This is a genomic window from Xenorhabdus entomophaga (assembly GCF_037996725.1).
Lineage (GTDB): Bacteria > Pseudomonadota > Gammaproteobacteria > Enterobacterales > Enterobacteriaceae > Xenorhabdus > Xenorhabdus khoisanae.
Window position 1 is genome coordinate 1 of sequence record NZ_JBBMXH010000517.1, and the last position, 223, is coordinate 223.

The following is a 223-nucleotide window of genomic DNA, read 5'->3' on the forward strand; positions in this document are numbered from 1 at the left end:
GTGGATATTGCCCCATTGACTTTTCCCAACGCGTAGGATTTCGCCTGCTCGGTTAACTGGGAGGGGGAAGAGGATAAGATAGCCGTGGCCTGATGAATCTTTTGTACAATGTCCCCCGCTTCCTGATCAATAGTAGCTTGATTATCCCGTTCTTTATCAGCGTGATTTTCATTTGCGGGTCTCTGTAAGAATCTTTTTTTCTCTATGCTACTTTCTTGATTTT

The 223-nt window shown here is 43.9% G+C and carries 1 protein-coding gene; it reads right to left on the reverse strand.

What is annotated here, in order from left to right; genetic code table 11:
- Nucleotides 1-223 (reverse strand): hypothetical protein (locus AAC854_RS24900; RefSeq protein ID WP_340619215.1); only part of this gene is annotated, 223 nt, incomplete at both ends.